Raw genomic sequence first — 24,782 nt, 5'->3', positions numbered from 1 at the left:
CGGCATAGCCGGAGGTTTTTAATATGCGCCTATAAGGCTTTGTTACCAGCCGCGCCCTAACAGGCGCATAACGGCTCTGACATTTGCATCTATGGATTACTTACGGCCCGTAAACGGGCTGCCCGGATAGGGGAGCGACAATTGCTCTCCCAATTTATCCTGTTCTAACTGATGTTTTATATATTCTTGTATTCGTTTCGTATTCTTTCCTACCGTATCAACATAGTACCCTCTGCACCAAAACTCTCTATTTCGATATTTAAACTTTAAATCCCCAAATTGCTCATAAAGCATTAGACTGCTTTTTCCTTTTAAATACCCCATAAAGCTCGAAACACTCATCTTGGGTGGGATTTCTAGAAGCATGTGTATGTGGTCAACACAACATTCTGCCTCCACTATCCTGACATTTTTCCACTCACACAATTTCCTTAAAATACTACCTATCGCCCTACGTTTTTCACCGTAGAAAACTTGCCTTCTATACTTTGGGGCAAAAACAATGTGATATTTACAATTCCATCGTGTATGCGCTAAGCTCTTTTCGTCCCCCATTGGGACCCCCTTTTGATTTTTTGTTTGACTCTTGCAGTTGCCAGACCGCAAGGTGTTTTAACAAATCAAAAGGGGTTTTAATATCTTATTCAAAGCTGAAAGCTTTACGGAACCCCCAGCCTAGCTGGGGGTTTTCTATACACAACAAAAACGCCCACTTGATTGTGGGCGCTTTGATTACCTTTTTATGAAGCACATTACAAGAACATAAAGAACACCATGCCGACAATTGCCCCTGTCGTACCAAGGATAGTTTCCATTACCGTCCACGTTTTTAGCGTTTGTGCTTCAGTTGCACCAGTAAATTTCCCATATAGCCAGAAGCCAGAGTCATTCACATGGCTTAAGATTAATGACCCACCAGAGATGCAAACGGCTAATGCTGCCAGCTGTGCGCCTGAGTAGCCTAACTCACTGATAACAGGTAACACTAAACCTACAGCAGTTAAACATGCAACGGTTGCTGACCCTTGAATAACACGTACCGCCCCCGCTAATACAAAACAAGCAACCGCAATAGGTAAACCTGCACCAATTAAAGAGTCACCTAGCGCGGGACCGACACCTGAGTCCACCAAAATTTGTTTGAATACGCCACCAGCACCGGTCACAAGTAAAATGATCCCAGCAGGTTGGATCGCAGCAGAACAAATCGCCATGACTTTTTCTTTATCCATACCATAACGGAAGCCTAGGCCATAAATCGCCAGTAAACACGCTAACAATAAGGCAGTGAAAGGGTGACCGATAAACTCTAACCAATGCTCAAGAGTAGTTCCTTTTTCAACTAAATGAGTCCCGATTGTTTTTAAACCCACTAATACCAATGGGAAAAGCACTAAACACAAGCTAAATCCAAAGCTTGGCATTTTGCCATGTTCTGTATTTGGCGCTTGATAATCCGCAGGGATATCAATATGAACATAATTACTGATAAATTTACCAAATAAAGGGCCTGCCAAAATCATGCCAGGGATAGCAGCACACAGGCCAATTAAAATCATCCAGCCATAATCCGCGCCCATTTGTGATGCAACCAACATCGGTGTTGGTCCCGGTAATAAGAACGCTGCCGCGGCGGCAACACCAGCAAATAGAGGGATAGCAAGGCGGACAACGTTATGGCCAGTACGGTTCGCTACCGCAAACACCACGCCAATTAACAAGACAATAGCCACATCAAAGAAAAGCGGTAGCGCACAAATCAACCCTGCGACACCCACTGCATAGTGAGCATTCTTTTCACCGAACAGATTAAGTAGCTTATTCGCTATTTGGTCTAACGCACCTGTTTCATGTAAAATTTTACCGAACATTGCCCCAAGCGCCACCACAATAGCAAGGAAACCTAAGGTTCCCGCCATACCTTTTTGCATGGTTTCAGTGATCTGTTGTACTGGCATGCCGGAGAATAAACCCGCGCCAATAGAAACGATCATTAGCGCGACAAATGCGTGTAAACGAGCATACATCACTAAAAAGAGCAGTAAAACGACAGAGCCAACTGCCGTTAGCACGAGCGTTAACGTGCTTAATGTTTCTGGGGTATTCATTAGTTATCTCCAGCGACAATCTTACGAATAGTAGAACACGTATTTTCAATCACGTTCTCTAAGGATGGTCGAATATCAACAACCTGCACATCAGGTTCATCCGCACCAGGTTCTTGTAAAGCATCAAATTGCGATTTCAGCATTTCAGGCTTAAAGAAATGCCCTTTACGTGCTTTCAATCTCTCTTCAATAACAACCGCATCACCTTTTAGGTAAATAAAATAGAGGTTATGGTTCCCCTCTCTTAAGATATCGCGATAGCTTTTTTTCAGTGCGGAGCTAACCACCAGCGATACCTTATTGGTTCTTTGCATTGCAAAAATGGCATTATTTAATGCGACTAACCAAGGTTTACGGTCGTCATCATTTAATGCGTGACCCGATGCCATTTTTAAAATATTTGATTTAGGGTGAAGAAAGTCACCATCAAGGAAGGCAGCTTGTAGTTGCTGTGCAACACCGGTAGCAACAGCAGACTTACCACTACCCGATACCCCCATTAGTACAAATGTATAGTTTTGTTTTTGGGTATCATTCATAGGAAACTCCTCAGATATTCACTATTGTCCTGGCTTTAGTTAAAAACCGGCATTTGTTACCGGTAACAAGTTACGGGTAACATTATCATCAGTGCGGATTTATTTGGCAATCAAATTGGTGAAGAAGAGAACAGATCTGTGATGATACTCTCAATCTGACTTCAGAAGAGGCAGGTGAAGAACAAAGCAAAACTCGCAAATAAAAAAAAACAGCAATAGCAAAAAACAAAAAACAAAAAACAAAAAACAAAAAACAAAAAACAAAAAACAAAAAACAAAAAACAAAAAACAAAAAAGTATATTTAAACTTTATTTTTCAAAAAATTAAATAAAGTGGAGGACGAAAAGTCTATTTTCTCTCTGCATCTCCCTAAATAATTCGAATTATAGGTAGGCGGCAAAGCGAGGATATCTCAGGGAGCATACATAAGTATGTGACCTGAGTAGCCGAGAGCAGCCAACACCCCTATAATTTGAAGTATGACGGGAGATTAGATACTTTCGCCAGTGAGAACAGAAAACCCCACATCAAAATGCGTATCCGTTAGCTTCTTACCAGACATTCTCGCCAACAAGACTTCTGCCGCCTTACGCCCCATTTGGTCCCTTGGCGTCAAAATACTCGCCAGTTTTGGAGTCATCACTTGCCCTACATCATGGCCGTGGAAACCTGAAATAGCGAGATCTTGTGGAATTTGAATACCTAAACGTTGGCATTCAAAAATAGCCCCTATTGCTAAGTCATCATTGGTACAAAATAAGCCGTCAGTATCTGGATACTTATCACGGCAATCGTGCAACAATTGAGCGCCTAACGAATACGATGAGCTAGCCTGTGTCATCACATTACGTGGTTCAAGATTGGCATCGAGCATGGCCTGCTCATAACCTTTCAGGCGGATAAAAGTACGCTCATCATGCCTTGCGCCTAAATACACAACCTTACGGCAGCCGCGCTCAATCATCGCCCGAGTCATTTGGCGGGACGCTTCAAAGTTATCAATACCCACTGCAATATCTAGGCAAGGAGAAACGCTATCCATAATTTCAACCACAGGGATCCCCGCAGTTTTAAGCATACGCAGCGTTCTCTCTGTATGGGTTCGTTCAGCTAAAATCACACCATCAATATTATAAGAAAGTAGCGAAGTCAGCCGCTCCTCTTCTTTTTCGGGCAAATAGCCATAGTGAGCGAGCATGGTTTGGTAGCCATGGCGGTCTGTCACGGCTTCAATTCCACGGATCACTTCGGCGAAAACTTGGTTAGTTAATGAAGGAAGCAACACCCCGATGGCATGGCTGGTTGCATTCGATAAAATATCGGGAGCTTTATTCGGAATATACCCGGAAGCCTCCACCGCCTGAGCAATTTTATCACGCAGAGCTTCTGAAACCTGCTCTGGGTTTCGTAAAAAACGGCTCACCGTCATTTTCGTGACGCCAACTTGGTCGGCAACATCCTGCAAAGAAGGTCTTCTTTTCTTCATAAGTCCAAAGTCATATTCAATTCGTTAACGATAACAATGTTCTGCTATCCATCAATAGATAGCAATCTTTGTTACTGATTTACATCACATAAACGTTGATTTTTCTTAACCAACCCACTTTTGTAGTTGACTCTCTATCATGACTCCGCTAATTTTCGCGCTATATAATTATTATCATAACGAATAGATGAAATTAGACTATGGCTATCAATCGTAGACAGTTTCTTAAATCCAGTGCCGTCCTCACTGCTTTTTACTGCTTACCAAGCTTCGCACAAACTCGCCCAGAAGTTGAAGCCGCGATATTCGGTAAACTCCCAACACCCAAGGATATTCATCGCGTCATCAGCTCGGGGCCCCCTTCCGATTTACTGATGTTTGCCTTAGCCCCAGAAAAAATGGTGGGTTTCGCCTCTATTTCATTGAAAAAAGGGCAAACGGGCCTTTTTGCACCACAATGGCTTGAATTACCGGTTTATGGCCGCTTGGCAGGCCGTGGTAGTACCCTTTCCCTTGAACAACTGTTGTCTTATAACCCTGACTTAATTATTGACACAGGAAACATTGATGAAACTTATCGCTCACAAGCAGAAAAAGTCGCCAAACAAACCCATGTTCCTTATTTGTTAATCGCAGGTGGCCTAAAAGACTCACCGCAGCAACTAATGCAACTGGGTGAAATCTTAGGGGTTTTACCACAAGCACAACAATTGAGCCAACTTGCTCAACGCTATATTGATGATGCTGCCTTATTTGCTCATCAAAACCAACAGAAATCACTGAGTTTTTACCTCGCGAGAGGGGCAAAAGGTTTAGAAACTGGCGCTAAAGGCTCAATTCATACTGAAGCGATTGAAATGCTAGGCTTACGCAATGTAGTGGATATCCCTAATTTTCATGGCCTTACTACGGTTTCTATGGAGCAGCTCTACCAATGGAACCCTGACATCATTATAACGCAATATGACGAAGCCATTGAACTGATGACAAGTTCTGCATTATGGCAAGGGCTTGATGCTATTGCTAATCGCAAATTACTTGTATTTAGTGGCATGCCATTTGGTTGGTTAGATGGGCCTCCAGGCGTTAACCGCCTACTAGGAATGAGGCGGCTACAAAGCCATTTTGATAAAAACATTGCCATGAATATTAAACATGATATTGCTGAGTTTTTTACTCGTTTCTACCATTCATCATTAACGACACAGCAAATTGATTTGCTCATGGAAAAGTCATGAATGATGTTTTGAACAAAAAGGGAAAATTCCTTTTATTGGTCATCATATTACTGATTAGCTTTGTTATTGCGTTAACAAGTGGTAAGTACTCACTTACACTTAATGAACTTTATCGACTATTTGCCAGCCAATTATCATCTCACAGTGAATTGAGTAACCCACGCCATGAAACCGTTTTCTGGCAAATACGCTTTCCACGCACATTAGCCGCTATTATTATTGGCGGAGGGCTAGCGATTGCAGGCGCAGCTTACCAAGGGATGTTTCGTAACCCACTAGTTTCGCCTGATATTTTAGGTGTTTCTGCTGGTGCGGGCGTGGGAGCTGTCATTGGTATTTTCTTCGGCCAATCTTTGTTTTACATTCAATTAAGTGCATTTATTGGTGGGCTAATTACCGTGACTTTAGTGTGTTTTATTGCCCGCCTAGCACGGCAACATGACCCTATTTTATCTTTGGTTCTTGTCGGTGTCGCTATCAGTGCGTTATGTGGTTCCGCCATCTCCTTAATGAAGATCCTTGCAGACCCCTACACCCAGTTGCCTTCCATCACTTTTTGGTTATTAGGTGGATTGTCATCGATTACCCAAGCAGACTTAGTGTCAGTATTACCGCTGATGATTATCGGTATTATTCCACTATTATTATTGCGCTGGCGTATGAATTTACTCAGCTTATCGGATGAAGAAGCCAAAAGCCTTGGGATCAATGTCAGTTTAACCCGCGCTGTTTTCATTGTTTGTGCCACATTACTTACAGCAAGCGCGGTGTCGATCGCAGGAATTATTGGTTGGGTGGGGTTAATTGTTCCACACATCACTAGAATGATAGTGGGTGCTAACTTTCGCTATCAGCTCCCGGCATCACTAGCAATTGGTGCCATCTTATTGCTAGTTACTGACACCTTAGCACGGACTATTGCTGCAATTGAATTACCAATAGGCATTTTAACCTCCGCAATTGGTGCCCCCTTCTTTCTGGCTATCTTATTGCAGACAAGGCGGGTGAAATGAGCATTCTGTCTTTGCAAAAGGTCGCAATTGGTTATCATGGCACTGCCATCATTGATGGTATTAACCTTTCATTACCTAAGGGGGAGATTAGTTGCTTGTTAGGCGCAAATGGCTGCGGTAAAACCACCTTGATGAAAACATTACTGGGGTTATTACCCGCAATTAAAGGTGAGATCCTACTCAATGGGCAAGACATTCAAGGTCTTAAACCCCGCGAAATAGCCAAAACTGTCGCTTATGTTCCCCAAGCCCATGATACCCCCTTTACTTTCACTGTACTTGATATGGTGATGATGGGTTTAACACCCCATATTTCAATATTTTCAGTCCCTAAAGAGGCCGAAAAAAATTTGGCATATCAACAACTAAAGCATCTGGGAATTTCACACTTAGCGACACGCCTATACAGCACACTTAGTGGCGGAGAGAAACAATTAGTATTGATAGCAAGGGCTTTAATACAAAAACCATTACTTCTAATTATGGATGAGCCGGCCGCTAGCCTTGATTTTGGTAACCAAATTCGCTTACTTGAGCAAATCGAAAAGCTTAAATCCCATGGTATGACGATATTGATGTCAACCCATCATCCACAGCATGCCGCAGCTATCGCTGATAACGTCATTTTGCTTGATAAGCACCACAAAGCGAGGCAAGGGTTATCCAAATGTATGTTAACACTTACTAACTTGGCAGCACTTTATAATGTGGATGAGCGCAGCATTCAAGCTCACTTCCAGCTTCCATCAACGTTTTCTTGTTAAGGTCAGGGATCATGTTAATCAATCAAATCGATTTTTCAAAAATGTACCAACAGCACATGCAACAGGCACAACGTAGCCGCAAAGAACCAGAGCATTGGGATAAAAAAGCACAACAAATGGCACAAAACTGTGCTAATCCTCATGACCCATACTTAGTACGGTTTCGTGAATTAATGGATTTAACAGGTGCTGAAACCTTACTTGATGTCGGTTGCGGCCCCGGTTCCATAAGCCTTTGCCTAGCGAATGAATTTAAAGATGTGATTGGAATTGATTATAGCCGTGGCATGCTCGAAATGGCTGAACTACGGGCTAAAGAGCTCGCTATCCCACATGCACGCTTTGAACAGCTCGCATGGGAAGATGATTGGCATTCATTGCCAAAAGTGGATATTTCTGTGGCATCGCGTTCAACGCTGGTTGATGATTTAAAAGCTGCTTTATTGAAACTTAATAGCCAAACAAAGTTACGGGTGTACACAACCCATACCGTCAACCCCACATTTATTGATGAGAAAATAATTCGCAAAATAGGCCGTGAAGTTGTTCGTTTACCTACCTATATTTATGCAGTGAATATTTTGCATCAAATGGGTATTAATGCGCGTGTTGATTTCATTAAAAACCCCAATAAAGGTGGATTTGATAACTTTGAGGCTTTCGCTGATAGTGTCAATTGGTCCCTTAAAAATATCACGCCAGAAGAAACCTCCGTCTTACGTCAATACTATGATGAACAAACCGCTTTAGGCAAAACAGTCCCTTATCCTTCCAGAGATTGGGCGATGGTATCTTGGGATGTGGTAGATGAATCGGAACTGACGTTATGATTTACGTGCCCGATGCATTGATCGACCAACTGCTGCTAGATGACATCCAATATGGGGACCTCACCACACGGGCACTTGGCCTACAATCCCAACTGGGTGTCATGACCTTTGCATCCAAATTTGGCGGCTGTGTCAGTGGAATAGCTATCGCCAGACGCATGTTAGAAAAACTCGGCATCACTTGCGAGTGCCACTGCCAAGATGGCCAACAGGTTGAACCACAAAGTATTTTAATTCGTGCGACTGGGCCTATTGAAGCCTTACATCAAGGCTGGAAAGCGGTGCAAAACGTGCTTGAATGGTGTGGAGGTGTAAGTCACTACACCCAGCAAATGGTCAGTATTTTGCATCAATATCAACCAGATGGGCAGCTTGCTTGCACCCGAAAAACCATTCCACAGACAAAGCCCCTTGCCTTAACTGCGATTTTGGCTGGGGGCGCTATTATTCATCGTGCAGGCAGTGCAGAAAGTATCCTACTGTTCACCAATCATCGCCAATGTCTTGAAAAGCCAGATGATTGGGCGGCCCATATTAAAACACTACGCCAAGCCGCCCCTGAAAAAATGATTATTGTTGAGGCTGATGACTACGAGCAAGCCATTCTCGCCATCAATGCACAAGCCGATATTATTCAGCTGGATAAATTGCCCATTGAGCAAATTCAGCGACTACAAGAACTCGCCAAGCAACAAAGCCGGCCTTGTCGACTATCCATTGCTGGTGGAATTAATTTAAAAACAATAGAAACATTCGCACAAACAGGGGTGCCATTATTGGTTACGTCAGCCCCTTACTACGCAGCACCACGAGATATCAAAGTGAAGATTTTTAAGCAGTAACCAAAGAAGTTAGCGTCAAAAAAACCATTTGCAAAAACAGCCTACCCCGTAGGCTGTATCCACTTATGGTTAATGACGCACATCGTTATATAAAAAATAATATATCGTTATTTATGAAACTGGAAAGAGATAATGAAAATAAAACAAATTACCTATTTAGTCGGGATGGCTTTATTCACAGCACAAGGATACGCCGCCTCACCTAACACCGAAAAAAATACCGATGTGATGTCCGTTTGGAGTACCCCACTTGCGGCTGATGCAAGCATCATCACAGAGAGTCAAATGAAACAGTTGAATAAAACCAACGTCGCACAGGCGCTGAGCACAATGCCAGGAGTTTCCATTCAAAAGTCAGGTAACCGCAATGAAACCCAAGTCAATGTACGTGGTTTTGATAGCCGCCAAGTGCCTATTTTCTTTGATGGTATTCCAACCTACGTACCTTACGACGGCACATTAGACCTCGGGCGCTTTATGACTAGCGAGCTGGCCAGTGTTGAGTTATCGACTGGCTATACCTCTCTATTACAAGGCCCAAACCTAATGGGCGGAGCTATTAACCTAACCACCGCCACGCCTAAAAAACCCTTTGAAGCCAATATTAGTTTGAATCAAGGTTTTGCTCGCGGTGCCGATAATGCCCACAATATCAGTGCGCGCTTAGGTGGACGTAATGATCTAGGCTTTATCCAAGTGAGTGGCAGCCAATATAAACAACGTTTTATGGGAATACCGGGGTCTGAAAATAACAATCCATTAGCAGGAAATAATGGCCGTCGCCCGAATTCAGCTACTGACGACAAGCGCATGATGGTGAAAGTGGGCTGGACACCTCGTGAAGCCGACGAATATGTCATTACCTATCTCAAACAAGATGGAGATAAAAATAGCCCCCCGAGTGTGACAAATACCAAGCCTCAAATATGGCAATGGCCGGCTTATGACAAAGAAAGTTTTTATTTCAATGGCACAACCCAAATAACCAATGATATCGCGTTACAGAGCCGTCTGTACCACGACACATTTAAGAATACCCTTCATCAATATAAGTCTATCAAAGATTATGAAAAAGGTATCTATAACTACAGCCGTTATGACGACTACAGCAACGGGGCTGATATGCGTGTTGACTTCACCGTGCGTGAATTAGATATGCTGTCATTTGCTGCCCACTGGAAAGAAGATGTTCACCGTGCGCGTGCAAAAAGAGATGTCCCATTCGACCGTTATAAAGACAATACCTATTCTATTGCTACAGAATATCAATGGGTTGCCATGGATAACCTTGATATTATCGGGGGTATCGGCTATGACTGGCGCAAGAGTGCTGACGGCAAACGCTATGACTATAAATCAGGGGATTTTGAGAAATACGATGGTAACAGCCAACATGCCTTCAACTGGGAAGTGATGGCTCGCTACCACTTAGAAAATGAAGATACAGTACAATTCTCGATATCAGAAAGAAGTCGTTTCCCAACGCAAAAAGAGCGCTATACCAAAGAAAAAATGAAAAGTGACGACACTTTCGTCATTAACCCACATATCGATACAGAACGGGCACTTACCTATGATTTGACTTACAAGGGACATATCTCACCCACTTGGTCATATACTTCAAGTCTCTATTATAACCATGTCTCTGATGCCATTATGGCGCATCGTGTTGGCACAAATAAGAATGGAGGCTATATACTCGAAAATCGTAATAGCGGAAAAGTCGATTACTTTGGCATTGATTTAGGCACCACGGGTCAAATTACGGATTGGATGGAAGCCGGTTTAAGCTACGGCTATATTCATGCGGATCCAAAACATTACAGTGTAAAACACGTCACCGAATTACCGACTCACAAAGCCTTTGCTTGGGTGAAATTTACCCCTTATGAGCCATTCAGTATCACAGTAACAGAAGAAGCCAGAAGTTGGGCCTTCAACTATGTTGATACCGATAGCAAAGTACGTGGCTATGCTAAAACTGACCTGCGCTTAGATTATGATTTTGGCCAAGGTGTTTCTGTTAACACCTCAGTGAACAACTTATTCGATAAATCATATGAATATACTAATGGCTATATTGAAGAAGGCCGTAACTATTGGCTAGGTATTGAATATAAATATTAATCATTAATATATTAGGCAGAGAATTAAGTTCTTTGCCTAATATTTATTATATAGACTTAAATTAGTTAACATTGAAACGATTAAGTAATAACACTTAAGATATTTCCTATAAAAAAATGTATTTCTACATGAACTGATTTATATAGATTATTATATCTTTTTAACTACAAATGTGATTAACCCACCACCATTAAGGCTTTAAATATACCATTAAATAGTTTTTAATAACATTTAAGCTGTCAATTCAATAAATTTGCTAATTCATTACAAAAAAGCTCACCTCACAATACTTGCAGTTAATTGATTCCGTATTTAGACTATAAGCATAATAATAAAAGTCAAAACAACATACTTTATCCAAAATTAATTCCCTTAATTTAAATTTCCTATTAGTCATTTTAATTAGAGAGAGCAAACAGTATTTATGATCGAAATGCATGATTATACTATTGATGAAAAATATATTTTCGAGCAGAAAACAAGTTTAATATACCTAAAATATGATCGAAATCAAAATATTGAATTATCTAAGCCTGCGGCAAGGTTATTAAATGAAATTATTTTATTAAATTTAAAAAAAGGAATTGCAACGCGAGATGAACTCTTAACTAGTGTATGGGAGGAATATGGGCTGGTTGGTTCTAATAATAATTTAAATACTTATATTAGTGAAATAAGAAAAAAACTTGAACAAATTGGTATCGACCCTAAATCGATCGTTACCGTACCTAAAAAAGGCTTTCGACTCGATAATCATATATCTATACATGAAAATATAGAAACTGAAGATAGTAATGTGAAGGAAGATGTTATTTATCTCAATGATAAATATGATTATATTGAAAACCCAGAATATTTCCCTCAGCCAATTGATAGCCAATTAACGACCCAGCCCCCGCTCATCACTACTATTGATGAACCATCATCCCCTATTGATGAAACGAAAAATAACCATATTTATAATATGGATATTAATGAAGCCTTATCGCTTCAACACCGGAAGGATGAGGTAATAGAAAAAAGTGGTAAAAAACCCTTAAAGATATTATTCCTAGCTATTTCAACGTTTACAATATGTTATTTAATCTATTTATTTATTCAGCACCCAATGGATAATCCAAATCCAATCAATAATTATCTGACTGTAAGTACAAATGAAAACTGTGTAATACAAACACCGGTTGATATGGTCGGTAAAATTTCCAGCGATAATATTGCTACCGTAAATAAAAAGCTGAATAAATACAACATCCCATGTGATGAGCCAAAAAGAATTATTCTTTTATCGGATTTAAATAAATCCTACTCTATCGACAAAAACATATCTATTAGTATTTGCAAAGAAATCAATAAAAAATTTGATTGTATCTCAATCAATGATCAGAGGATTTAAATGAAAAAATATATTTTAACTTCACTGTTTTTAATTGCAACTGCATCAACTGCATCACTGATGATCAAAAAAAGTAGCCATGATGTCCAAATTTGCCATTCCGAAATATTATGGATTAAAGATAATAATACTCAAGATGGCCTGAGTTTAAAATCAAAAGTTAATGTCCAACTTTCTGCAGGCCAACAAGGGCGAATGAATATGTATGGTTACTTAAAAGATAATAGTCAGATTTACCGACTAGATAGAGCTCTTTACTTTGATTATCAAGATGTTGACCATAAAGGTAACTATGCCGTCACCTTTACTTCATCATCTGTAACCAATTCAGATAATATACCAGAGAAATTATTTTCTAACTTTATTCAATTAGAAGAAGATAAAATAAAATATTATGTCAACATTACTAAAATGGAAGACAATATTTATATTATCAAAGATGAATCCTATTCCGCTTTTACTTGTCAAGTTCAATAAAAAAAAGCCTACCAACAATTACGTTTAAGTAGGCAAAACCGTCAACATGGGAAATGACGAATCCAAATATCTATTTAAATCATGGAATAGTTAAAACGAGGGTAATGCGACCACTAAATTTCCCCGGTGCAACAGCGCCATTAGTTTTTAAGGTTGACGCCACCTGCACAGGCCATACTTGATTTGCTCTTACTGACTGAACCACCCCTTTTGCTGCCGACTGATTATTTAATGTAACATGGGACTGCAATTCTCCATTCGGACGCAGATAAACATTATCTTGCTGCAAGTTTGAAGAAACCTTCACACTCATATCTTTATTACATTGAATATAAAATAACCCCGTCTCTACATCGCCATTGAGCTCATCCGCATTTAAAGGACCGTGATCTAATTCGAGAGAATTCGCATTACCAGTCGGAGAAGTAAAGTAACATTTTCCTGCTGGAGGAGGCGCTATCCCGCAAATTCCGCCTGGTAACATTTTACCTTGAGCTCCTTTTGATGTAGCTAGAAAGATCCCTACACATTCATCCGTTGTGATTGCTCCACTATGTTGACTACTCCCTGTTCGAGGAAAAGAAAGGCCACAAATCGCATTGGCATCTCTGATAATTGCGGCCATTGTCGTGTAAGTTGCAAAATTGACATCACACGACCAATCTGCACGAGAAGCTATCCCCCCAGTCTCTTTCCCTGAATGTAGGTGATTAATCGTAAAATAACACCGTTTTGCCCCTTTACTGCCAAGTACGGATTGACATGGATTCCCTTCATAAGGAGAGTTTTCTTTCCAATATTCGATAACAAAATGATAAATATTTTCATGCTTCGATAGTGATTCAACTTCTTCCACATACGAAAAATAGGTTGAACCATAACTTCCCAAACCAAAGAACAAAAATGGTATGGCTAATAATAATTGCTGAATTCGTTTTCCCATTTCATATCTCTTTATATTCATTTTAATGTTTTGATATCAGTACCGGATAAGGTTCTGAGAATGAAATTACTCGTACTCAAATAAAAAAGTGGCTATTGCAGCAATCTGCCCTGTTTTAATTTGTTTATTGTTGATTGCTTCAGGGGTTGCCTTGAGAAAAGTATTAAATTTAAGTTCATTTTTCCCAGCTTGAATGATTGGTACTAGCGAAGAAAACTTATTCACTTTAATTTCTTCACCGCTAGCTAGCTCAATGCCAATCCCTAATCCAGGGTTGTGTTCCGTATCTGTTAATGCCAAATATCCTGACATTTGCCTATGTTCAGCTCCGGTAAACTTCACTTTCATTTTTTTCGCAATAGTTAAGTCGCAATTAGATAATACCAACGTTAACTCTCTGCGAGGCAACTCGTAAGTCGGGTCGTAAATATCTAATAACCGAATATCGCCAAAATCTACTTCCATCATTTTATTTTCCGGCAGAACAACACAAGGTGAATTCACCAGTGTCCCTTTCACTTTGACATTATTTTTAGCGGCAAAGACAATATTGCTACTTAAAAATGCCGTACTTATCAAAGTAAACAGTGTCCCTATTAATAGTGAGGTCGTATTTTTCATTATTGATACTCCACAACCATGGTGCCATTAGCAATAAAATCACCCGTCTTTAGTTCATTATCGCCATTCCTGACTAATACGGCCCAAAGTACACCGGGAGAGCTAGGGTTAATAAGGTATTTCTTACCTAGCTCCAATTCGGTATCCGCAAGCTGAAATTTTACTGCTAGATTATTAACTCCAGTATTTAACCCATTTATATCAAAATCACTTTTTATTCCATCTAACATCAGATACATAGACCAGTTATTTTTATTTTCACCACATTGGATCTGGTAATTAACTTGCCTTTTTTGGTCATTACCTTGGATTGATTTTATTGATACATTACCAAAATCAACTTCAATATCTTTACCATCATCAATATGACAAGGCGGTGGTGTAATTAAATTACCTTTAATATTAATCCCTGTTTCATAGTCTTTTGCGGTTGATGTAAAAGATAAAATGGCACTGAGGAACACCAAACCGATTATGTTATTAACAGTCTTCACATCTCAGCCCCTTATTGATACACCACTTTCAACGTTGCATTTGCCGTAAAACTTTTTGCGGGTAAATCTGTACCGCTTTTTTTCACTAATACGGCATACAATTTCAATGGATTTGCAAAGTTAAAAGCAAGTTTCTTTTTCAGCGGGAAATCGCTGGTGTCTGCTTTAAATAACACCGCAAGGTTATCAATATCCGTTTTTAATAGGCGCTGATCAAAACTTGCCGATATTCCCTCAATAAAAATGTTCAGTTTAGGTTGGACGCCATCTTTACACGTCACCGTGTAGTCAATGGGTGCTTTATAAACCTCATCTTGGACACGTGTTGTTAATACATCGCCAAAATCAATTTCTATTGTTTGCCCATTATTAATTGAACAAGGCTTTGATAGTACTTCTCCTTTAATATCAATGTATAGGAATCCTGAAAAACCAAATACACTCGATATCTGTAAAGTGAGCAATAACACAAATACCTTTGTTAATGTTTTAATAGACATCATGGCGTCAAACCTTATTTTCTTGGCAGCACTGAGCATTCAGCTGACTGACAGCTAAATTTCAAATCCATAGTTCCACCGAAGTCATTGAGATAAACCAAAGTTGGAGATGAACCTAAATCTCCAGTAACTTTGCCTAAACCCGCTTCACTAAATGGAGCAACCATTACAGGTTCAAAATTTTGAACTTCAGTATTGCCTTTTTTCAGTTTTGTAATGGATAAAAAGTAAGGTGACGGGTTTTTCACAATATAATTCGCCCCCTGTTTAAGAATTTTCATATCATTTTCTTGAGGGATCACTTCCATTCTATCTTTAATTACAATTGCTGCTGGGCGGTAAAAAAGCTTAATTTTTGTCTGTAATGCAATTTGCAATACATTCACTTTCTCACTACGAGGTGGAATCTCTCTCACATTTAAGTAGTAAACACTTTCCCTATCTTTAGGTAACTGCGCTACTGCAGGGATTGTCTGTATTTTAATTTGGCTTTTTGAATTAGCTTCAATACGATGCACCGGAGGAGTCACAATAAAAGGTGAATTTACTTTTTCATCTTTGTCATTTTCTATCCATGCCTGAGCTAAATACGGGCTAGTTAAATGTTCGTTAGTCAGTCCCATACCGACTGTTTTGTCTTGTTCATTATAAATAATACGAGTTCTATCTAGTGCAATCGCTGAATAAGCCGATTGTGCTAATAAAGAAAGACTTATCGCTGTTACAATTTGAACTTTATTTATAAATTTCATATTTTCACCGTTGACGTTAAAACATATTTATAATTATTTGCATGGTAATAACATTGTATGTTCCATGCCACTTTCTATTTTTTCAGGTAATTGAATGTGACAAGATGAATTATTTCCCCAAGTCACTTCAAGAACATCTGATGGGTTAATACCCGCTAAGTAAATAAATCCGTTATCTGAAACGATGCCAACTTCAACATTATTTTCATTTTTGACGGATGCACCAAATGGTGGATAACTATTATTTGCAAGATGAATTGTTCCCAATATTTTTTCACCTTGAATGACATTAAACTTCCGGTATCCAATAGCCCCTTCCGTTAATGTCGCATGCTGTGTCGATTGAACTGCTTCCGCATTATCTGGCACTCTATTTAAATCTATTCGAATATTATTGCGGTTATAATCCATAACACTGGTAATAACGGCTTTACCATATCGATTCGTGCGTATCGGCGTTACCCCTGTTTGCACAGGAATATCAGCAACACCACTCGTATCTAACAGTATCCTTGACCCACCATTGATTGAGGTATTACGGTGTAAAGCACCACCTTCTTGGGTCATGGTCAGTCCCCCTTTCAACTGCATTGAAAGAGTAGATTGATTATCTTGAATATAAGTTCCACTCAAATTAAGTTGTGCGGTATCACCATCATAGTTATACATACCTGATGTTGTTACCTTGTCTTTATCCCATGTACCCGCTGAAATAGAATAAGTACTACGTTCATTTATACGGTCATAATAGTTAACATTATGACCGTTCGTATTTCCTGAATAAGAACCTGAATAACTAATACTTGCTTGGTTATTATCCAATGGTACATTTAAATTTAGATAAACTCCGTCATCATCATTTTGGTCTGATTTTGTTTTGTAAGCTGTTAAGCTAAGACTTAAATTTTTTATTTTCCCCAAATCAAAATAATTAGAAACTGTTAGATTATATTGATCCGATGATGACCTATTCCAATAAGTTTGATGTGAGTAATTTAAATACATATTAGTATTATATTCAGGGAATGCAGTACCAAATATAATAGTATAAAGCTCTTTACCACTATCAACCGTACTTTCATTATAGCGACGGTCGATAAATTGGCTCATGCTCATATAATTTTTTTCAGAAAAACGATAGCCTGCGAATGTAATTTGGCTGTTAATATCATCAAATTGTTTGGAATAAGTGACGTTATATGAATTACCCGTCAAAGTTTGGTTATTTTCGGTTCTGCCCATTTCAGCACGAGAGATACTTAAGTTCCCTGACAATACGCCAAATGGTGCTAAATCACGCCCTAAACCAATCGCAATGTTTTGATATTCTGATGAACCAAGCATACCACCATAAACGGTTGTATTATTAGTTACCCCCCATGATAAGGAGCCCAAACTAAATGCAGGACCTTGAGTATCATGTTCATTTTTAGTCGGTTTACCAACGACAAACTGGTAAATCAGCTGACCCGGTCGAGTCAATGTCCCTAAACGAGATGTTTCCACTTTATAGTTAGTCACACTACCATCTTGTTCTTGAATAGAAACATCTAACGTACCGCCACCAAAAGAGTTCACATCCTGAATACGAAATGGCCCAGGACTAACTTCTTTTTGATAAATAATACGGCCATCTTGCTTCACAATGACGGTCGCATTGGTTTTGGCAACCCCCGCAATTTCAGGTGCATAACCTTGTAAACGCGGTGGTAACATAGATTCATTGGTTTCTAAACTAGCACCAATATAACGAATACTGTCAAATAGCGTTGAAGACAGATATTGTTCACCAAACGTTAACCTTGAATTTAAAGAACGTATGGCGCGATACGCATATAACTGATTCCATGACCATGATTGGCCGCCTTTATTTAATTGGCCTTTTTGCGTTTGCCAATCACCTCTAAAACGCCAAGCACCAATATTTGTCCCCATTGTCCCTGTCGCTGTAATACCTGAATCCGTTCCTTTGTCACCCGTTTCTTTTTTAACAACCCGACCCGTCGCATTATAGTCGATAAATGCACCTAGAATGCCATCATCCCAACGTGACGGAGGATCCCAATTTGGGTCTTCATATTCCATATAAGCTTGTGGGATACTGATTTCGACAATATTTTTTGCAAGATCACCTTGAGTCCGCATTTCTGGTACAGAGCGAATATCTAAACATTTTCCATCAAGTAACCAAGTTACTTTATTACTCCATTCTGGCTTTAATCCTAGTTGCCCATATAACTCAGGTGTAATGCAAGCTAATGATATTTTTTCATCATAATTAGGCGTAAAGAATATAATGGACTGCTCCATGGAAATTTTGACTTTATTTACAGCAATAGCTAAAGAGTAATTTCCAGGTGGAATATAATTAGCATGAGAAAACTTACTAAAATCGACATTTTCAGTGCTGTCTGCCTCTAAAAAATCAGTATTGAAATCAACTGCCTCCTCAGAAAATGCAATCATCGGCGTTAATATTAAAAGCATTAATTTTGTAATTAAATTGAGTTTCATGCTTTTCATTCAACTATGCCGCCTATCAGACTAAAAATGAAAAAGAAGGTAGAAACATATGGCGTCATGAATACGCCACATGTTTTTACTTAACTAAGCTTGAACTTATTGGTAAATAATTTTGAAGTTAGCAACAGTGTTAAAGCTACCTGTTGTTGCTTTCGCATCCGCTGCTTCGTTACCTTTAACGTATGCAGAGAAGTGCAGTGTAGTTTGTTTTCCATCACCAGCATTTAATGCGTATCCATCACCTGTACCTGGGAATGCTTTACCAAATTCAACAACTTTGTCAGCACCATTAGTGATTACAATACCGGCATTTTTAACTTTTCCACCTAAGCCAAGTAAGTCACCGGCAAAACCTTGGAAACCATTAATAGTTTGGCCAGTAAAGGTGATTTTTGCGTTTTTATACGTTTCTGTTGAACAGTTTTTCAATACGATATCGAAATCTCTGTTATCTGAACGATATTGGTTAGATGTCAGTTCATGTAATGCAATTTCACCAAACTCAACTAATTGTTTTAAGTTGTTTGCATCAATTGAACATGGAACATCGTTAATGAAACCAGTGAAGCGGACTTCACCTTGTGAACTTTCAACTGTTGGTGGCGTTACTGGATCTTCAGCCACTGCAACACCAGAAATTCCAACACCTAAACCTAAAGCCAGAGTTAACGCTAATTTATTCAGTTTCATAAACATTTCCTTTAAATGAGTAGGAAGTAGCTGCCTCTTTTCTGATTTTTATTGATAAGGAATCAGTTTTATTTTTTTGATTACTTAACAGTGAAATTCTTCAGTCATCCAACATCATTAATTTCATTCAGATTAGAGGTGAATATATAAATAAGATCCCTTTCATCTATAATTTTTAAAATACCTAAATTTTTAATTCTTTATTTTCTATTCAATATTAATTATTCCCATGAGGGGTAATTCGCTAAAATTGACATAGAAATAGAAAATGACTTTTTACACATGCCTTCCGATACTTTCTGATGTCAATTCTACATAACCGATATTTATTGTCAAAACAGACACATAATTAGAGTTAACAAAGAATAAACAACTAGTAAATTCAAAAGCAACAAAATATAAAATCAAAACGCTATCAAAATATACATTTCAAATTTATTACTTAGAAAAACTTATATAAAACCCTCATTTTTCACTTACAAATATCTCAAAATATGTCAAATTACAGATAGATTTATATCGGAATTTAAATCTATACTTATCGACAAAGATAGATATTAAAACCAAACAATAACAGAAAAACCGCAATTAAAATCCAAACAAGACAGAAAAGAAGCGACAAAAAGAATATTGAAAAGTGAGGTTAAGATAAGTCTTAATTGAAATTGCATCAAATTGAAACGGAATATTTCAATTAATTGTTCGCAATGCGTTGCGCTTTTATCATGCATTTGTTTAATATTTGTTTCTATTTTTCCTGTTTAATTTTAAATATCATTTTTTATATTTTTTATTACCCTCATTTACTTTCTTTATTAATCAAAAAAATACTTAGCAAGGTTAAAATTTTTTGATGGTAATGCTTTCATTTCTTGATTCTCTATAGTTCAAGAAACTGTGATAAACTTGTGAACAGTAAACATTTGCATTTTTCAACGGGTGGGTCAGTAAAATGGAAAAGATGAGTGAAAAAAAAGTTCTTGCGATGGCTGAACATATTTGCCAGTCAAGAGGCGTCAGGTTGACACCACAAAGAGAAACGGTATTGCGCTTGATAGCACAACAACATGGTGCAATCAGCGCTTATGATTTACTCGACTTACTACGTGAAATTGAACCTCAAGCTAAACCCCCTACGGTTTATCGTGGCCTTGAGTTTTTAATGGAGCAAGGTTTTATCCATAAAATTGAATCAACAAACAGCTATGTCGTCTGCCATCATTTTGATAACCCAAGCCATATCTCTGTTATGTTGATTTGCGACCATTGCGGAAGCGTAACGGAAAGTGACTGTACAACAATAGAAGCTGCCATTATTAATTTAGCCGACGAACACCAATTCCGCTTAAGACATACCGTGGTGGAAAACCATGGCTTATGCAGAAGTTGTGACGAAGTGAATAGCTGCCAAGATCATGAACATTGTCATCATAACCACGAACAACCTATAGCATCAAAAAAGAAATAAATTACTGTATTGCTAAATAGTTTGATGAATACAAAAGAGAGAAGAGAGAAGAGAGAAGAGAAAAAATATAAGGAAGGAAACAAAACAGGCAGACCTCAAAATAAAGCAATGAAATCTGCCTGCAATAGTCATTCCCGGGTGTAACCTACCATGACAGCTGGCTACTAGCGGAAATTAATACCAATCACTGTTACGGATAACCCCAACAGCTAAACCTTCAATAGTGAAGTTTTGCTGACGTAAATCAACAACAATAGGTTCGAATTCTGGGTTTTCTGCTATTAATTCAACGCGGTTACCCTGTTGCTTAAAACGTTTAACCGTAACTTCATCTTCGATACGAGCGACAACAACTTGCCCGTTATGTACATTTTGCGTTTTATGCACAGCTAATAGATCGCCATCCATAATGCCAATATCTTTCATGGACATCCCGTTCACACGCAATAAAAAATCTGCATGTGGTTTAAACAGCTCCGGGTCAACTTGATAGTGGCTCTCAATATGTTCCTGCGCTAATAATGGTTCGCCAGCGGCAACACGCCCAATCAGAGGTAACCCCTGATCTTCGGTTTCTTCTTCAAGAAGCAGACGAATACCTCGGGATGCGCCTGAAACGATTTCAATAACCCCTTTACGTGCTAAGGCCTTTAAATGTTCTTCTGCCGCATTAGGCGAACGAAAACCAAGGCTTGCTGCTATCTCAGCACGTGTAGGTGGCATACCTGTCTGCGAAATGTGATCTCGCACCAGATCGTAAACCTGCTGTTGTCGAGCCGTCAGTGCTTTCATTCCGTTCCCCTGTTTGTTTATACAGTCAAGCTGTGAGTATATACAGGTAAATGAAGATTTGAAACAGTTAAATCGCGCAATTTAAGCATTTGTTATCGATTTACTCTCTTTTTGCCCGATTAAGTAACCAAACACCTTAACCAGAAAAATAACGCTGCCATAATACCAGCGCCCAAATGAACAGCGCTAAACCGATACTCACAAATACTGCAGCAGAACCAATATCTTTAGCTCTTCCTGAAAGTTCATGATACTCACTACCAATACGATCAACTACAGCCTCTACCGCGCTATTCAATAATTCGACTATTGCCACCAGCACAACTGAGCTCACTAACAAAATCCTATCTATATAGCTGATATCTAAATAAAATGCGATAAAAATTGCGATGATTGCTGCAACTGATTCCTGCCTAAATGCTGCCTCATTAACCCAAGCAGCTTTCAAACCTTTAAGGGAATATCCTGCCGCTTTAATCACTCGCGTGAACCCCTTAACTTGACTCGCCATATTTATTCCTTAAAAAATACAAACAATAATCGATTTTTACGGTCAAAGTGAATTGTCAGTAACAGATCTAACCAGGTATTTCTGGTATGATTGCACAGCATTGTTAACAAGAGGCTATAATCATTTATGTCACTATGGCGTAAAATATATTACAACACGTTGAATTTGCCACTTAAATTATTGGTAAAAAGTAAACTAATTCCTTCGGATCCCGTCACTGAGTTGCAGCTTGATGTCAACAGGCCAACTCTGTACGTATTACCTTATCATTCGAAGTCTGACCTCCTGACGCTACGGCATCAATGCTTAGCTATCGGTCTGCCAGACCCGCTAGTCGACAATGATATCAATGGAACGAAGCTTCCGGCTTACGTTTTTATCGATGATGGCCCACGTGTTTTTCGCTATTATTCACCGAATCCACGTAAGGATTCAGTAAAAACATTCCATGCTTATTTAGATTTGCACAAAAACAATCCAAATCTAGATATTCAAATGCTACCTGCATCCGTGATGTTTGGGCGTTCACCTGGGCGTGAAGGCCATACTCCAGCACCGCCACTGAAGCTGTTAAACGGTATCCAAAAGTTCTTTGCAGTTTTATGGTTAGGGCGTGACAGCTTTGTGCGTTTATCACCGATTGTCTCAATTGGGAAAATGGCACAAGACCACGGTACAGACACTATTATTGCCAACAAACTCGCTCGTGTCGCGCGTATTCACTATTCGCGCCAACGCTTAGCAGCAGTTGGGCCAAAACTTCCTGCACGTTATGAACTGTTTAATAAGCTATTGACGTCAAAAGCGATTGAAAAAGCCGTTGAAGACGAAGCGCGCAGTAAAAAAATCCCACTCAAAAAAGCCCAGCAAAATGCCGTTGGGATGATGGAAGAAATTGCGGCCAATTTCTCTTATGAAGCCGTACGTTTAACCGATAGAGTTCTTAGTTGGACTTGGAACCGCCTTTATCAAGGTATCAATGTTCAGCACGCTGAACGGGTTCGCCAACTCGCACAAGACGGCCATGAAATCGTTTATGTCCCCTCTCACCGCAGCCATATGGACTACTTACTGCTCTCATATGTGCTATACCATCAAGGGCTAGTGCCGCCTCATATCGCAGCGGGGATCAATCTTAATTTCTGGCCAGCAGGGCCAATTTTCCGTCGCTTAGGGGCCTTTTTTATTCGCCGAACGTTCAAAGGCAATAAACTGTATTCGACCGTTTTCCGCGAATATTTAAGTGAACTGTTTGCACGTGGTTACTCCATCGAATACTTTGTGGAAGGTGGGCGCTCACGTACCGGTCGTTTATTACAACCGAAGACAGGTACTCTCTCAATGACATTGCAAGCGATGTTGCGCGGTGACTCACGCCCTATCACTATTGTTCCTATCTATATTGGGTATGAACATGTCATGGAAGTAGGAACTTACGCCAAAGAACTTCGTGGTGCAGAAAAAGAGAAAGAAGGCTTTTTCTCCATGGTTCGCGGGTTACGTAAATTGCGCAACTTAGGTCAAGGGTATGTTAACTTCGGTCAACCTATTTCTTTACCTCATTACCTCAATCAGCGTGTACCTGATTGGCGCGACTCTATCGATCCTATCGAACCACAAAGGCCGACCTGGTTAAACCCAACGGTCAGTTCGTTAGCTGATAACATTATGGTTAATATTAATAATGCAGCCGCAGCCAATGCGATTAACCTCTGTGCGACCGCATTGCTGGCATCTCGTCAACGCTCGCTCACTCGTGAGCAACTGATTGAACAAGTCGAATGTTACCTGCAATTATTACGCAACGTGCCATACACCGCAGATGCAACAACCCCAAATAAAACAGCAGAGCAATTGTTAGAACATGCTTTGCAAATGGATAAATTCGAAGTCGAAAAAGACAGCATGGGGGATATTATTATCCTTCCTCGTGAAAATGCCGTCTTAATGACCTATTACCGCAACAATATCCATCATTTATTGGTATTACCATCTCTAATAACTAGCATTGTGTTACACCATGAGCGCATTAGTCGCCAAGATATTCACTATCAAGTCGGTCAAATTTATCCGTTCTTAAAAGCAGAACTGTTTATGCGTTATAACAGTGATGAGCTACATGAAGCGGTAGATACGCTGATCGATGAACTGAATAACCAAAAACTAATTTGCTTAAGAGAAGACGATATTGTGGTGTTAAATCCTCGCCGTATTCGTCCATTACAGCTTTTAGCCGCTGGTGTACGTGAAACCTTGCAACGTTATGCAATCACATTATCATTACTCAACGCGAGCCCTGAAATCAGCCGTAATACGTTGGAAAAAGAAAGCCGTATCCTTGCGCAACGTCTTTCTGTCTTGCATGGTATTAACGCACCTGAATTCTTTGATAAAGCGGTATTCTCGACATTAGTCGATACCCTCAGAGAAGAAGGCTACATTGATAATAATGAAAATGATATTTTTGTTACCAATGCACAAAAACTGTATGCCGTTCTGGCCCGCTTGATGTCACCGGAAATCCGTTTGACCATTGAAAGTGTTAGCCAAGATGATGAGTTTTCTGAAGAAAAGCCAAGTGAAAGCGCGCAGTCTCAGGAACAAGAGAAAAGCTAATCGCGTTTTCTCAGCTCAATAAAACAAAAAAGGTCATGTTAGAAATAACATGAC

23 protein-coding genes are annotated in these 24,782 nt (G+C 39.4%); 10 read left to right on the top strand and 13 right to left on the bottom strand.

Features of this window, described 5'->3' with window-relative positions:
* Positions 1–96 precede the first annotated feature (96 nt).
* The 4 genes from tnpA to gntR all read right to left on the bottom strand — a co-directional run bounded on the left by tnpA (position 97) and on the right by gntR (position 4,134).
* Positions 97–555 carry an IS200/IS605 family transposase gene (tnpA, locus tag CYG50_RS21700; protein ID WP_114365413.1) on the bottom strand — a complete coding sequence of 153 codons (459 nt, stop codon included), beginning with the start codon at positions 553–555 and terminating at the stop codon, positions 97–99.
* 197 nt (positions 556–752) lie between these two features.
* On the bottom strand, positions 753–2,108 hold the full coding sequence (gntU, locus tag CYG50_RS21695) for a gluconate transporter (RefSeq protein ID WP_102140241.1): 1,356 nt from the start codon (positions 2,106–2,108) through the stop codon (positions 753–755).
* Positions 2,108–2,647: a gluconokinase gene (gntK, locus tag CYG50_RS21690; RefSeq protein ID WP_102140240.1), complete on the bottom strand. Its 540-nt coding sequence runs from the start codon at positions 2,645–2,647 to the stop codon at positions 2,108–2,110. The genes gntU and gntK overlap by 1 nt, the downstream gene beginning before the upstream one ends.
* A gap of 491 nt (positions 2,648–3,138) precedes the next feature.
* On the bottom strand, positions 3,139–4,134 hold the full coding sequence (gntR, locus tag CYG50_RS21685; RefSeq protein ID WP_102140239.1) for a gluconate operon transcriptional repressor GntR: 996 nt from the start codon (positions 4,132–4,134) through the stop codon (positions 3,139–3,141).
* 200 nt (positions 4,135–4,334) lie between these two features.
* Here gntR and CYG50_RS21680 point away from each other — a divergent pair, with 200 nt between their 5' ends.
* From CYG50_RS21680 to CYG50_RS21645, 8 genes are all read left to right on the top strand, one after another.
* A complete protein-coding gene (locus tag CYG50_RS21680; RefSeq protein ID WP_102140238.1) occupies positions 4,335–5,372 on the top strand; it encodes an ABC transporter substrate-binding protein in 1,038 nt (345 codons plus the stop codon).
* Entirely contained in the window at positions 5,369–6,385 is a 1,017-nt protein-coding gene (locus CYG50_RS21675) for a FecCD family ABC transporter permease (RefSeq protein WP_231068852.1), read from the top strand. The genes CYG50_RS21680 and CYG50_RS21675 overlap by 4 nt, the downstream gene beginning before the upstream one ends.
* Positions 6,382–7,149, top strand: a complete 768-nt coding sequence (locus tag CYG50_RS21670) for an ABC transporter ATP-binding protein (RefSeq protein WP_102140237.1) — start codon at positions 6,382–6,384, stop codon at positions 7,147–7,149. Before CYG50_RS21675 ends, CYG50_RS21670 begins: the two co-directional genes overlap by 4 nt.
* An 11-nt stretch (positions 7,150–7,160) precedes the next feature.
* Positions 7,161–7,979 (top strand): class I SAM-dependent methyltransferase, encoded by an 819-nt coding sequence (locus tag CYG50_RS21665; protein WP_102140236.1) that lies wholly within the window; start codon positions 7,161–7,163, stop codon positions 7,977–7,979.
* On the top strand, positions 7,976–8,821 hold the full coding sequence (gene modD / locus CYG50_RS21660) for a ModD protein (protein ID WP_102140235.1): 846 nt from the start codon (positions 7,976–7,978) through the stop codon (positions 8,819–8,821). The genes CYG50_RS21665 and modD overlap by 4 nt, the downstream gene beginning before the upstream one ends.
* Before the next feature lie 132 nt (positions 8,822–8,953).
* Positions 8,954–10,948 (top strand): TonB-dependent receptor plug domain-containing protein, encoded by a 1,995-nt coding sequence (locus CYG50_RS21655; protein WP_102140234.1) that lies wholly within the window; start codon positions 8,954–8,956, stop codon positions 10,946–10,948.
* A gap of 424 nt (positions 10,949–11,372) precedes the next feature.
* On the top strand, positions 11,373–12,341 hold the full coding sequence (locus CYG50_RS21650; protein ID WP_102140233.1) for a winged helix-turn-helix domain-containing protein: 969 nt from the start codon (positions 11,373–11,375) through the stop codon (positions 12,339–12,341).
* Positions 12,342–12,818 carry a FidL-like protein gene (locus CYG50_RS21645; protein ID WP_102140232.1) on the top strand — a complete coding sequence of 159 codons (477 nt, stop codon included), beginning with the start codon at positions 12,342–12,344 and terminating at the stop codon, positions 12,816–12,818.
* 79 nt (positions 12,819–12,897) lie between these two features.
* On the opposite strand, the gene CYG50_RS21640 is transcribed toward CYG50_RS21645, so the two are convergent.
* The 7 genes from CYG50_RS21640 to CYG50_RS21610 form a co-directional block, all read right to left on the bottom strand.
* Positions 12,898–13,761, bottom strand: coding sequence for an MrpH family fimbial adhesin (locus tag CYG50_RS21640; RefSeq protein ID WP_102140231.1), 864 nt, complete (start codon positions 13,759–13,761; stop codon positions 12,898–12,900).
* A 66-nt stretch (positions 13,762–13,827) separates the two neighbouring features.
* Complete coding sequence (locus CYG50_RS21635; RefSeq protein WP_102140230.1) at positions 13,828–14,382, bottom strand: fimbrial protein; 555 nt, start codon at positions 14,380–14,382, stop codon at positions 13,828–13,830.
* On the bottom strand, positions 14,382–14,876 hold the full coding sequence (locus CYG50_RS21630; protein WP_102140229.1) for a fimbrial protein: 495 nt from the start codon (positions 14,874–14,876) through the stop codon (positions 14,382–14,384). Before CYG50_RS21630 ends, CYG50_RS21635 begins: the two co-directional genes overlap by 1 nt.
* Before the next feature lie 11 nt (positions 14,877–14,887).
* Entirely contained in the window at positions 14,888–15,379 is a 492-nt protein-coding gene (locus tag CYG50_RS21625; protein ID WP_102140228.1) for a fimbrial protein, read from the bottom strand.
* 11 nt (positions 15,380–15,390) lie between these two features.
* Complete coding sequence (locus CYG50_RS21620) at positions 15,391–16,128, bottom strand: fimbria/pilus periplasmic chaperone (RefSeq protein WP_102140227.1); 738 nt, start codon at positions 16,126–16,128, stop codon at positions 15,391–15,393.
* A gap of 33 nt (positions 16,129–16,161) precedes the next feature.
* On the bottom strand, positions 16,162–18,651 hold the full coding sequence (locus CYG50_RS21615; RefSeq protein WP_102140226.1) for a fimbria/pilus outer membrane usher protein: 2,490 nt from the start codon (positions 18,649–18,651) through the stop codon (positions 16,162–16,164).
* A gap of 96 nt (positions 18,652–18,747) precedes the next feature.
* Entirely contained in the window at positions 18,748–19,341 is a 594-nt protein-coding gene (locus CYG50_RS21610) for a fimbrial protein (RefSeq protein WP_102140225.1), read from the bottom strand.
* 952 nt (positions 19,342–20,293) lie between these two features.
* On the opposite strand from CYG50_RS21610, the gene zur reads away from it, so the two are divergent.
* Positions 20,294–20,809, top strand: a complete 516-nt coding sequence (gene zur / locus CYG50_RS21605; protein WP_102140224.1) for a zinc uptake transcriptional repressor Zur — start codon at positions 20,294–20,296, stop codon at positions 20,807–20,809.
* A gap of 174 nt (positions 20,810–20,983) precedes the next feature.
* Here zur and lexA read toward each other — a convergent pair whose 3' ends face one another.
* Positions 20,984–21,601, bottom strand: coding sequence for a transcriptional repressor LexA (gene lexA, locus CYG50_RS21600; protein WP_004915217.1), 618 nt, complete (start codon positions 21,599–21,601; stop codon positions 20,984–20,986).
* A 136-nt stretch (positions 21,602–21,737) separates the two neighbouring features.
* Positions 21,738–22,112: a diacylglycerol kinase gene (locus CYG50_RS21595; RefSeq protein ID WP_102140223.1), complete on the bottom strand. Its 375-nt coding sequence runs from the start codon at positions 22,110–22,112 to the stop codon at positions 21,738–21,740.
* A 126-nt stretch (positions 22,113–22,238) separates the two neighbouring features.
* Between CYG50_RS21595 and plsB the strand changes: the two genes are divergently transcribed.
* Positions 22,239–24,728 carry a glycerol-3-phosphate 1-O-acyltransferase PlsB gene (gene plsB, locus CYG50_RS21590; RefSeq protein WP_102140222.1) on the top strand — a complete coding sequence of 830 codons (2,490 nt, stop codon included), beginning with the start codon at positions 22,239–22,241 and terminating at the stop codon, positions 24,726–24,728.
* Positions 24,729–24,782: the final 54 nt, after the last annotated feature.

This window comes from Providencia huaxiensis, from assembly GCF_002843235.3.
Classification (GTDB): domain Bacteria; phylum Pseudomonadota; class Gammaproteobacteria; order Enterobacterales; family Enterobacteriaceae; genus Providencia; species Providencia huaxiensis.
The sequence above is the reverse complement of the archived record's forward strand: the minus strand, read 5'-3'. Positions and strand labels throughout refer to the sequence as shown.

Excerpts from the sequence above, each read along its gene's own strand:
- tnpA (WP_114365413.1), bottom strand. The coding sequence starts at position 555 with ATGGGGGACGAAAAGAGCTTAGCGCATACACGATGGAATTGTAAATAT.
- gntU (WP_102140241.1), bottom strand. The coding sequence starts at position 2,108 with ATGAATACCCCAGAAACATTAAGCACGTTAACGCTCGTGCTAACGGCA.
- gntK (WP_102140240.1), bottom strand. The coding sequence starts at position 2,647 with ATGAATGATACCCAAAAACAAAACTATACATTTGTACTAATGGGGGTA.
- gntR (WP_102140239.1), bottom strand. The coding sequence starts at position 4,134 with ATGAAGAAAAGAAGACCTTCTTTGCAGGATGTTGCCGACCAAGTTGGC.
- CYG50_RS21680 (WP_102140238.1), top strand. The coding sequence starts at position 4,335 with ATGGCTATCAATCGTAGACAGTTTCTTAAATCCAGTGCCGTCCTCACT.
- CYG50_RS21675 (WP_231068852.1), top strand. The coding sequence starts at position 5,369 with ATGAATGATGTTTTGAACAAAAAGGGAAAATTCCTTTTATTGGTCATC.
- CYG50_RS21670 (WP_102140237.1), top strand. The coding sequence starts at position 6,382 with ATGAGCATTCTGTCTTTGCAAAAGGTCGCAATTGGTTATCATGGCACT.
- CYG50_RS21665 (WP_102140236.1), top strand. The coding sequence starts at position 7,161 with ATGTTAATCAATCAAATCGATTTTTCAAAAATGTACCAACAGCACATG.
- modD (WP_102140235.1), top strand. The coding sequence starts at position 7,976 with ATGATTTACGTGCCCGATGCATTGATCGACCAACTGCTGCTAGATGAC.
- CYG50_RS21655 (WP_102140234.1), top strand. The coding sequence starts at position 8,954 with ATGAAAATAAAACAAATTACCTATTTAGTCGGGATGGCTTTATTCACA.
- CYG50_RS21650 (WP_102140233.1), top strand. The coding sequence starts at position 11,373 with ATGATCGAAATGCATGATTATACTATTGATGAAAAATATATTTTCGAG.
- CYG50_RS21645 (WP_102140232.1), top strand. The coding sequence starts at position 12,342 with ATGAAAAAATATATTTTAACTTCACTGTTTTTAATTGCAACTGCATCA.
- CYG50_RS21640 (WP_102140231.1), bottom strand. The coding sequence starts at position 13,761 with ATGGGAAAACGAATTCAGCAATTATTATTAGCCATACCATTTTTGTTC.
- CYG50_RS21635 (WP_102140230.1), bottom strand. The coding sequence starts at position 14,382 with ATGAAAAATACGACCTCACTATTAATAGGGACACTGTTTACTTTGATA.
- CYG50_RS21625 (WP_102140228.1), bottom strand. The coding sequence starts at position 15,379 with ATGATGTCTATTAAAACATTAACAAAGGTATTTGTGTTATTGCTCACT.
- CYG50_RS21620 (WP_102140227.1), bottom strand. The coding sequence starts at position 16,128 with ATGAAATTTATAAATAAAGTTCAAATTGTAACAGCGATAAGTCTTTCT.
- CYG50_RS21615 (WP_102140226.1), bottom strand. The coding sequence starts at position 18,651 with ATGAAAAGCATGAAACTCAATTTAATTACAAAATTAATGCTTTTAATA.
- CYG50_RS21610 (WP_102140225.1), bottom strand. The coding sequence starts at position 19,341 with ATGAAACTGAATAAATTAGCGTTAACTCTGGCTTTAGGTTTAGGTGTT.
- zur (WP_102140224.1), top strand. The coding sequence starts at position 20,294 with ATGGAAAAGATGAGTGAAAAAAAAGTTCTTGCGATGGCTGAACATATT.
- lexA (WP_004915217.1), bottom strand. The coding sequence starts at position 21,601 with ATGAAAGCACTGACGGCTCGACAACAGCAGGTTTACGATCTGGTGCGA.
- CYG50_RS21595 (WP_102140223.1), bottom strand. The coding sequence starts at position 22,112 with ATGGCGAGTCAAGTTAAGGGGTTCACGCGAGTGATTAAAGCGGCAGGA.
- plsB (WP_102140222.1), top strand. The coding sequence starts at position 22,239 with ATGTCACTATGGCGTAAAATATATTACAACACGTTGAATTTGCCACTT.